The organism is Paracoccus panacisoli (genome assembly GCF_042435015.1).
Classification (GTDB): Bacteria; Pseudomonadota; Alphaproteobacteria; order Rhodobacterales; family Rhodobacteraceae; genus Paracoccus; species Paracoccus panacisoli.
In genome coordinates this window covers 20,367-28,607 of the sequence record NZ_JBHMQU010000035.1, presented here as the reverse complement: position 1 = coordinate 28,607, position 8,241 = coordinate 20,367, and the positions used below count along the sequence as shown (strand labels likewise).

The following is an 8,241-nucleotide window of genomic DNA, read 5'->3' as shown; positions in this document are numbered from 1 at the left end:
CCCCCGCAACGCCTGCGCCCGCGGCCCCCGCCGCCAGCGCCCCCGCCGCCGGCGCCTCCCCCAGCGCCGCGGCGGCGGCGGACGTGCCGCACATTCCCGTCCCCACCCCGCCCTCGGTGCCCCCGGCGCTGTTGCGCGGGACCGGCGACCTCGGCGTGGTGATCGAGCGCGCCACCGGTTCGGTCCTCGTCGTGGACCAGTCCGAGCGCGCCGCGCTCTGCCGGATCGAGGGGTTGGGCGACCTCTCCCACGCCTCGCTGACCTTCTCGCCCGACGAGCGGCACGCCTATGTCTTCGGCCGCGACGGGGGGCTGTCGAAGCTCGACATCCTCGCCTGCACGCTCGAGGCGCGGATCGTCCAGGCCGGCAACGCCATCGGCGGGGCGATCTCGGACGACGGTAAGCTGGTCGCGGTCTCGAACTACGAGCCGGGCGGGGTCCGGGTGTTCGACGCCGACACCCTCGCCCCGGTCGCTGACGTGCCGATGGGGTCGAAGACCGTGGGCCTCGCCGACGTGCCGGGGTCGCGCTTCATCGTGGCGACCTGGGACACGGGCGAGGTCTGGCTGCTCGACCACGCCCGCAACCCCGCGAAGCCCGAGATCACCCGCGTCGAGGGCGTGGGCAAGAACCCCTATGACGGGCTGATGACCGCGGACGGGCGGACCTATCTGGTCGGGCTCTTCGGCGAAAAGGGGCTGACCACGCTGGATCTGTGGCAGGACCCGCCGGCGGTCCGGCGCATCCTGCCCGACTATGGCAAGGAGGAACCGGACCTGCCGGTCTACAAGATGCCGCATCTGCAGGGCTGGACGCTGGCCGCGGGCAGCTATGCGCTGCCGGCAGTGGGCCACCACGAGGTGCTGTGGGCCGATGCCGCGACCGGGGCCGAAACCGGCCGCACCAGGGTCGCGGGCCAGCCGGTGTTCGTCACCGCCCGCCCCGACGCGCGCGAGCTGTGGGTGAACTTCGCGCCGCCCGACAACGGCACGGTGCAGGTGCTCGACGCGCTGACGCACGAGGTCAAGCGCACCCTGACCCCCGGGCGCGGCATCCTGCATATGGAGTTCACGCCGCGCGGCCGCGAGGTCTGGCTGTCGGCGCGCGACGAGAACAAGGTGCTGATCTACGACACCCGCACCTATGAGCTGATCGGCGAGGTGCCGGCGCAGGCGCCCTCGGGCATCTTCTTCACCGCCCGGGCGCACCGGATGGGGCTGTGACGATGAACGACCTGACCCCGCCCCGCCCCACGCCGCCCCGCCCCACCCCCTGCCCCGACACGCGGCTGCTGGACGAGTTCCAGCGCGACCTGCCGCTGGTCCCGCGCCCCTTCGCGGCGATGGGCGCGGCGCTCGGGCTGACCGAGGCCGAGGTGCTCGACCGCCTGACCCGGCTCAAGGCGTCGGGGCGGATCACCCGCGTCGGCGCGACCTGCCGGCCGAACACCGCGGGCGCCTCGACCCTCGCGGCGCTGGCGATCCCGGCGGCGCGGATCGAGGCGGTCGCGGCCATCGTCGGCGCCGAGCCGGGGGTGAACCACTCGTACCTGCGCGAGGACGACTGGAACCTGTGGTTCGTCGCCACCGCGCCGACCGAGACGGCGCTTTCCGCCTGCCTCGCCCGGATCGAGGCGGCGAGCGGCCTGCGCGTCCTGTCGCTGCCCTTGGTGCGGCCCTTCAACATCGACCTCGGCTTTCGGCTCAGCGGCCCGCGCGCGGCACTCGGGCTGGACCGCGCGGCGGATATGGACGTGCTGCGCGACGACGATCGGCCGCTGATGCAGGCGCTGTCGGCTGGCCTGCCGCTGGTGCCGCAGCCCTTCGCGGCGCTGGCCGAGGCGCTGGGACGGTCTGAGGCCGAGGTCATCGACCGCATCGCCGCACTGTCGGCAGCGCGCATCCTGACCCGCGTCGGCGTGATCGTGCGGCACCGGGCGCTCGGCTGGACCGCCAACGCGATGGTGGTCTGGCGCCTGCCCGAGTCCCGGATCGAGTCCGCCGGCACCGCGCTCGCGCAGTTGCCGGGGGTGACGCTCTGCTACCAGCGCCGGACGGTGCCCGGGGTCTGGGACTGGCCGCTCTTCTGCATGATCCATGCCCGCACCCGCCCCGAGGCGATGGCGGTGCTGGCCCGCGCCCGCGCCCTGCCGGCGCTGTCGGACGCGCCGCACAAGATCCTGTTCTCGACCCATTGCTTCAAGCAGCGCGGCGCGCTGATCGAGGCCTCCGCCGAGGCCCCTGCCGCGCACCCCGCCGAGGCGGACGCATGACCCGCCCCGCCCGCCAGACCCTGCCCGAGGGCGCGCTCGACGCCACCGACCGCGCGATCCTCAACGCGCTGCAGGAGGGGTTCCCGATTACCCCGCGCCCCTATGACGACGCGGGCGCCGCGCTGGGGATCACCGGCGACGCGCTGATCGCCCGGATCGCGCGGCTGCGCGAGATCGGCGCCATCACCCGCTTCGGCCCGTTCTTCGACGCCGCCGCCATGGGCGGGGCCTTCTGCCTCTGCGCGATGGCGGTGCCCGCCGAACGCTGGTACGAGGTCGTGACAAAGGTCAATGCGCGGCCAGAGGTGGCGCATAACTATGAACGCAGCCACGCGCTGAACATGTGGTTCGTGCTGGCCACCGACCGGCCCGAGGGCATTGCCCGCGCGGCCGGGGCGATCGAGGCAGAGACGGGGCTGAGCGTGATGCTGTTTCCAAAGCTCGAGGAATATTTCATCGGCTTCCGGGTGCCGGCATGACCCCGCTTGACGCCATCGACCGCAGCATCGTCAAGGCCACGCAGGCCGGGCTGCCGCTGACGCCCGCCCCCTATGCCGAGGTCGCGGCCGTGATCGGCCTGACCGAGGCCGAGGTGATCGAGCGCATCGCCGCGATGCAGGAGCGCGGGATCATCCGCCGCATCGCCATCGCGCCGCATCACTACGCGCTCGGCATGACCGCGAACGGGATGAGCGTCTGGGACGTGGACGACGACCAGATCAGCGCGCTCGGCGCCCGGATCGGCGCGCTGCCCTATGTCACCCACTGCTACCAACGCCCCCGCGCGCGGCCGGCCTGGCCCTATAACCTCTTCGCCATGCTGCACGGCTCGGGCCGGGACGAGGTCGAGGCCAAGCGCCGCGAGGTCGAGGCGATCATCGGCCCTGCCTGTCGCGCGTCCGACATCCTCTATTCGACGCGCATCCTGAAAAAGACCGGCCTTCGGCTGGCCGACTGAGAAGGGAACGCCATGTTCCGCCTGACCCAGTACATGCACCAGCTCAAGCACCCCACCCCGGCGCGCCGCCGCGGCACGCCGGGATCTGTGAAGCCGGTGGTGATCTGGAACCTGACCCGCACCTGCAACCTCAAGTGCCGGCACTGCTATACCGTCAGCTCCGACAACGTCTTTCCGGGCGAGCTGACCCACGACCAGGCGATGGGGGTGCTCGATGACCTCGCCGCCTTCCGCATCCCGGCGCTGATCCTCTCGGGCGGCGAGCCGCTGTCGCGCTTCGACTTCTGGGATCTGGCCGAGCGGGCGCGGGCGCTCGACTTCCGCCACCTGTCGCTCTCGACCAACGGCACGAAGCTGGGCGAGCCGGGGGTGGCGGACCGGGTGGCGGCGCTGGGGTTCGACTATGTCGGCATCAGCCTCGACGGGATCGGGGCCACGAACGACTGGTTCCGGGGGGTCGAGGGGGCCTTTGCCAACGCCCTCGCCGGGGTCCGGGCGTGCAAGGCGCGCGGCGTCAAGGTGGGGCTGCGCTTCACCATCACCCGCGACAACGGCGACCAGCTGCCGCAGATGCTCGACCTGTGCGAATCCGAGGGGGTGGACAAGTTCTACCTGTCGCACCTCGTCTATGCCGGGCGCGGCGACAAGCACCGCGGCGAGGATCAGGAGCACGACCACACCCGCCGGGCGATGGACCTGCTGATCGAGCGCGGCTGGGATGCGGTGGCGTACGGCCGCCCGCTCGAGATCGTGACCGGCAACAACGACGCCGACGCGGTGTATTTCCTGCGCTGGGCCGAGGCCCGCTTCGCGCCCGAGGCGGTGGCGCATCTGCGCGAGCATCTCGTGGCGTGGGGCGGCAACTCGTCGGGCCTGGGGGTCGCCAACATCGACCCGCAGGGCAAGGTGCACCCCGACACCTACTGGTCGGACTACACGGTCGGCTCGGTGAAGGAAAAGCCATTCAGCGCGTGGTGGACGGGCGACGACCCGATGCTGGCGACGCTGCGGACGCGGCCCCGCCCGCTCAAGGGCCGCTGCGGCGCCTGCGCCTTCCAGGACGTGTGCGGCGGCAACACCCGCATCCGGGCGCTGCAGCTGACCGGCGACCCGTGGGCCGAGGACCCGGCCTGCTATCTCTCCCACGCCGAGATCGGGGTTGCGCACGACCTCGACCGGCTGACCGTTTCCCCGTTCCGAGGCAAGAGCCATGATCCCGCGCATCGTTTCTTCTGAAAGACGCCCTCGGCGGGGGGATTTTCACCAGAAGGAAACGCCCGCGCGCGCACGCTCCGGTGTCTTTCTGGCCCGGATACCCCTGCGCCCGCTGTCGCTGGCGCTGACGCTGGCCCTGCCGGGCGCGGCGTTGGCCGATGCCGCGACGGATTACGCCGAGCACTGCGCCTCCTGTCACGCCGAGAACCGCATGGGCGGCACCGGGCCGGCGCTGATCCCCGAGACGCTGGGGCGGGTCAAGGGCCTTGACGCGGTGATCGCGCATGGCCGCCCCTCGACCCAGATGGCGGGGTTCGAGGGCACGCTCTCGCCCGAGCAGATCGCCGGGCTCGTCGCGTTCATCAAGTCCCCGGTGGCCGAGGTGCCCGCCTGGGGCGCGCCCGAGATCGCCGCCTCGCGCGTGATGGCCGAGGACTACACCCCCGCCGACAAGCCGGTGTTCACCGCCGACCCGATGAACATCACGCTGGTCGTGGAAACCGGCGACCACCACGTGAGCGTGCTGGACGGCGACAGCTTCGAGGTGCTCGACCGCTTCCCCACGCCCTACGCCGTCCACGGCGGGCCGAAGTTCTCGCCCGACGGGCGCTACGTCTTCGTCATGTCGCGCGACGGCTGGGTCGAGAAATACGACATCTGGTCGCTGAAAGAGGTGGGCCGCGTCCGCGCCGGGCTCAACAGCCGCAACATCGCCATGAGCCACGACGGCAAGTGGCTCGCCGTCGCCAACTACCTGCCGCAGACTCTGACCATCCTCGACACCGCCACGCTCGAGCCGGTCAAGGTGATCGAGGTCAGGGCCAAGGACGGCACCCCCAGCCGCGTCTCGGCGGTCTATCAGGCGCCCGATCGCAAGAGCTTCATCCTCGCCCTCAAGGACGCCCCCGAGATCTGGGAGGTGGCGACCTCGCCCGACGCCGGCCCACATGAGCGACTGGAGTCTGGTCAAGCAGATCAAGACCGACGGGCCGGGGTTCTTCCTGCGCAGCCACGAGACCTCGCCCTATGTCTGGGCGGACGTCTTCTTCGGCCCGCACAAGGACGAGATGCACATCATCGACAAGCAGACGCTCGAGATCGTCAAGACGCTGAACCCCGCGCCGGGCAAGACCGTCGCGCATACCGAGTTCACCAAGGACGGCCGCTATGCGCTCGTTTCGGTGTGGGAGGATGAGGGCGCGGTGATCGTCTACGACGCCAAGACGCTTGAAGAGGTGAAGCGCCTGCCGATGCGCAAGCCCAGCGGGAAGTACAATGTCTGGAACAAGATCCACTTCGAGGAAGGCACCAGCCACTGAGCGGTGCGGTGGCCCGGTCCCTGCGGCAGGCCGGGCCCCGTTCCGCTGGCGGCTGGCGCTCGGGCTGGCGCCCTTCGTCTGGGCGGCGGTGGCGATCAACCTGTTCATGGGGGCGCTGATCGGGCAGGCGATGGGCTGGGGCAGCCTCAGCCCGTGGCTGGCGATGGCGCTGGCCGTGCCGCTGACCGTCCCGGCGGGCTGGCTCGCGGCGCGCTGGGTCGGCGGGCTCCTCGACGCGGCCGAGGGCTAGCGGCTCGCCCCTGCGAGCCTGCGCGCGGCGGCGAGCAGCGTGCCGACCAGCTGCCCGCGGGCGCCCCACGGCGGGCGCACCAGCGCCGTCCCGGCCCAGCGCGCCTGCACCATCACCGGCCGCTTCTTCGAGAACTGCGCGAAGCCGTCGAGCCCGTGATAGGCGCCCATGCCGCTGTCCCCGACGCCCCCGAACGGCAGGTTGAGCTGCGCGAGGTGGAAGATCGTGTCGTTCAGCGTCACCCCGCCCGACATGGTCCGCGCCAGCACCTCATCCTGCCGCCCCCGGTCGTCGTCGAAGTAGTAGAGCGCGAGCGGGCGCGGCCTTGCGTTGACGAACGCCAGCGCCGCGTCGAGCGTCCCGGCCGGGACCACGGGCAGGACGGGGCCGAAGATCTCTTCGCGCATCAGCAGGCTGTCGGGGTCCGGGTCGATCACCAGCGTCGGCGGCATGATCCGGCCGTTGGCACCGGGCGGCACCGGGGCGAGCTCAACAACCCGCGCGCCGCGTCCGCGCGCGTCGGCGACCAGATCGCGCAGCCGGGTCAGGTGCCCGTCGCTCACGATCCGCGTGTAGTCCGCGCCGAGCCCCTTGGGGTAGAGCCGCGCCACCGCCCGCGTTGCCTCGGCCTCGAACGCCGCGATCCGGCCCGGCGGGACCAGCGCATAATCCGGGGCCACGCAGGTCTGCCCGGCGTTGTAGAGCTTGCCGGTCATCAGCCGCCCCACCAAACGGGGCAGGTCGGCGCTGTCGTGCAGGATCGCGGGGGACTTGCCGCCCAGCTCCAGCGTCACCGGCGTCAGGTTCCGCGCCGCTGCCGCCATCACCTCGCGCCCGACCCGGGTCGAGCCGGTGAAGACCAGATGGTCCCAGGGCTGCGCCGAAAAGTCGCGGGCGACCTCGACCCCACCCGTCACGGTGGCCAGACGCTCAGGCGGGAAGGCGCCAGCGACCAGCGCGGCCAGCGCCTCGGCGGTGCGGGGGGCGAGTTCCGAGGGCTTCATCACCACGCGGTTGCCCGCCGCGAGCGCCTCGACCGCCGGGCCGAGGGTCAGCAGGATCGGATAGTTCCAGGCCCCGATCACCCCCACCACCCCGAGCGGCTGGTATTCCCAGAACGCCCGCGCCGGCCACAGGAACGGCGAGCCCGCCACCCGCCGCCGCCGCATCCAGCGCGCGAGGTGCCGGCGCGCGTGGGCGATCTGGGCGTAGAGCGGCACGAGCTCCAGCGCCTGCGTCTCGGCCGCCGGACGGCCGCCGAAGTCCTGATCGACGGCGGCGATGAGCGCCGCCTCATGGGCGCGGATGGCGCAGGCGAGCGCCGCCAGCGCCGCCCGCCGCGCCGCCGCATCCGGGCGCGGCGCGGCGGCGAAATACGCGCGCTGGCGGGCGAGCAGGTCCGCCGCGCTCATTCCCGCCCCCTGAAGCGGTCCATCGAGTGATAGACGCCGAACATCCGCGCCCCCACCGCATCGAACACCCGCACCGGCATCAGCCCCTTGAGCAGCGGCAGCGTGTTTACGATCGCGGGCAGGCGCAGGAAGATGCGGTCGCGCCGGATCGCCCGCAGGATCGCATCCGCGACCTTCTCGGGCTTCAGCAGCGGGATCAGCCGCAGCTTGGCGCCCGCGAACATCCCGGTGTCGATGTAGGTCGGGGCGACGGTGGTGACGCGGACCCCGGTGCGCCCCATCTCCATCTCGAGCCTGAGCGAATCGGACCAGCCGATCATCGCCCATTTGCTGGCCGCATAGACCGCCATGTTGGGGTTCGACAGCATCCCCGCGGCCGAGGCGATGTTGACGATGTGCCCGCGCTTGCGGGCGATCATGCCCGGCAGGAAGGCCCGGGTCAGGACCATCGGGGCGACGCTGTTGATCTCGACGGTGCGGCGGATGTCGCGGTCCGAGTGATCGGCGAAGGGTTTGCCGACCACGATGCCGGCGTTGTTCATCAGGATGTCGGGGGCGAAGCCCGCCGCCTCGGCCTCGGCAATGGCGCGCGACAGGTCGTCGGGGTCGGAGAGGTCCACGCGCACCGCCGTCACCGCAGGCCCGAGCTGCGCGGCGCTGCGGGCCAGCGCCGCGGCATCCACGTCCCACAGCGCCACCTGCGCGGCCCCGGCGGCGAGCAGCCGCTCGGCGGTCAGGCGCCCGATCCCGGACGCGCCCCCGGTCACCAGCGCCACGGCGCCCCTGATCTCGGTCATGGCTGGCCTCCCCCCGCC

At 72.1% G+C, this 8,241-nt stretch carries 9 protein-coding genes and 1 pseudogene; 8 read left to right on the top strand and 2 right to left on the bottom strand.

Annotated elements, in window-relative coordinates; genetic code table 11:
* Nucleotides 1–83: 83 nt before the first annotated feature.
* From ACFHYO_RS08490 to ACFHYO_RS08460, 8 genes and pseudogenes are all read left to right on the top strand, one after another.
* Complete coding sequence (locus ACFHYO_RS08490) at nucleotides 84–1,223, top strand: cytochrome D1 domain-containing protein (protein WP_394319713.1); 1,140 nt, start codon at nucleotides 84–86, stop codon at nucleotides 1,221–1,223.
* Nucleotides 1,224–1,225: 2 nt separating this feature from the next.
* On the top strand, nucleotides 1,226–2,272 hold the full coding sequence (gene ahbB, locus ACFHYO_RS08485) for a siroheme decarboxylase subunit beta (protein ID WP_394319709.1): 1,047 nt from the start codon (nucleotides 1,226–1,228) through the stop codon (nucleotides 2,270–2,272).
* Nucleotides 2,269–2,751, top strand: a complete 483-nt coding sequence (locus ACFHYO_RS08480) for an Lrp/AsnC family transcriptional regulator (RefSeq protein ID WP_394319708.1) — start codon at nucleotides 2,269–2,271, stop codon at nucleotides 2,749–2,751. The genes ahbB (ACFHYO_RS08485) and ACFHYO_RS08480 overlap by 4 nt, the downstream gene beginning before the upstream one ends.
* Nucleotides 2,748–3,230 (top strand): siroheme decarboxylase subunit beta, encoded by a 483-nt coding sequence (gene ahbB, locus ACFHYO_RS08475; RefSeq protein WP_394319706.1) that lies wholly within the window; start codon nucleotides 2,748–2,750, stop codon nucleotides 3,228–3,230. The genes ACFHYO_RS08480 and ahbB (ACFHYO_RS08475) overlap by 4 nt, the downstream gene beginning before the upstream one ends.
* 12 nt (nucleotides 3,231–3,242) lie before the next feature.
* Nucleotides 3,243–4,466, top strand: a complete 1,224-nt coding sequence (gene nirJ / locus ACFHYO_RS08470; protein WP_394319704.1) for a heme d1 biosynthesis radical SAM protein NirJ — start codon at nucleotides 3,243–3,245, stop codon at nucleotides 4,464–4,466.
* Nucleotides 4,441–5,316: pseudogene (locus tag ACFHYO_RS16165) on the top strand (cytochrome D1 domain-containing protein); the annotation flags it as partial. The gene nirJ and the pseudogene ACFHYO_RS16165, both read left to right, overlap by 26 nt.
* A 76-nt stretch (nucleotides 5,317–5,392) precedes the next feature.
* A complete protein-coding gene (locus ACFHYO_RS16160) occupies nucleotides 5,393–5,764 on the top strand; it encodes a cytochrome D1 domain-containing protein (RefSeq protein ID WP_446728965.1) in 372 nt (123 codons plus the stop codon).
* A gap of 88 nt (nucleotides 5,765–5,852) precedes the next feature.
* The gene (locus tag ACFHYO_RS08460) at nucleotides 5,853–6,014 is read left to right on the top strand and encodes a hypothetical protein (RefSeq protein WP_231572789.1); all 162 of its coding nucleotides are present in this window, start codon (nucleotides 5,853–5,855) and stop codon (nucleotides 6,012–6,014) included.
* Here ACFHYO_RS08460 and ACFHYO_RS08455 read toward each other — a convergent pair.
* Nucleotides 6,011–7,426: a coniferyl aldehyde dehydrogenase gene (locus tag ACFHYO_RS08455; protein ID WP_394319702.1), complete on the bottom strand. Its 1,416-nt coding sequence runs from the start codon at nucleotides 7,424–7,426 to the stop codon at nucleotides 6,011–6,013. The two genes, ACFHYO_RS08460 and ACFHYO_RS08455, sit on opposite strands and share 4 nt — an antisense overlap.
* On the bottom strand, nucleotides 7,423–8,223 hold the full coding sequence (locus ACFHYO_RS08450; RefSeq protein WP_394319700.1) for an SDR family oxidoreductase: 801 nt from the start codon (nucleotides 8,221–8,223) through the stop codon (nucleotides 7,423–7,425). Before ACFHYO_RS08450 ends, ACFHYO_RS08455 begins: the two co-directional genes overlap by 4 nt.
* Between the last annotated feature and the right edge of the window lie 18 nt (nucleotides 8,224–8,241).

Coding starts and splice junctions, on each gene's coding strand:
- ahbB (WP_394319709.1), top strand. CDS start 1,226: ATGAACGACCTGACCCCGCCCCGCCCCACGCCGCCCCGCCCCACCCCC.
- ACFHYO_RS08480 (WP_394319708.1), top strand. CDS start 2,269: ATGACCCGCCCCGCCCGCCAGACCCTGCCCGAGGGCGCGCTCGACGCC.
- ahbB (WP_394319706.1), top strand. CDS start 2,748: ATGACCCCGCTTGACGCCATCGACCGCAGCATCGTCAAGGCCACGCAG.
- nirJ (WP_394319704.1), top strand. CDS start 3,243: ATGTTCCGCCTGACCCAGTACATGCACCAGCTCAAGCACCCCACCCCG.
- ACFHYO_RS16160 (WP_446728965.1), top strand. CDS start 5,393: ATGAGCGACTGGAGTCTGGTCAAGCAGATCAAGACCGACGGGCCGGGG.
- ACFHYO_RS08455 (WP_394319702.1), bottom strand. CDS start 7,426: ATGAGCGCGGCGGACCTGCTCGCCCGCCAGCGCGCGTATTTCGCCGCC.
- ACFHYO_RS08450 (WP_394319700.1), bottom strand. CDS start 8,223: ATGACCGAGATCAGGGGCGCCGTGGCGCTGGTGACCGGGGGCGCGTCC.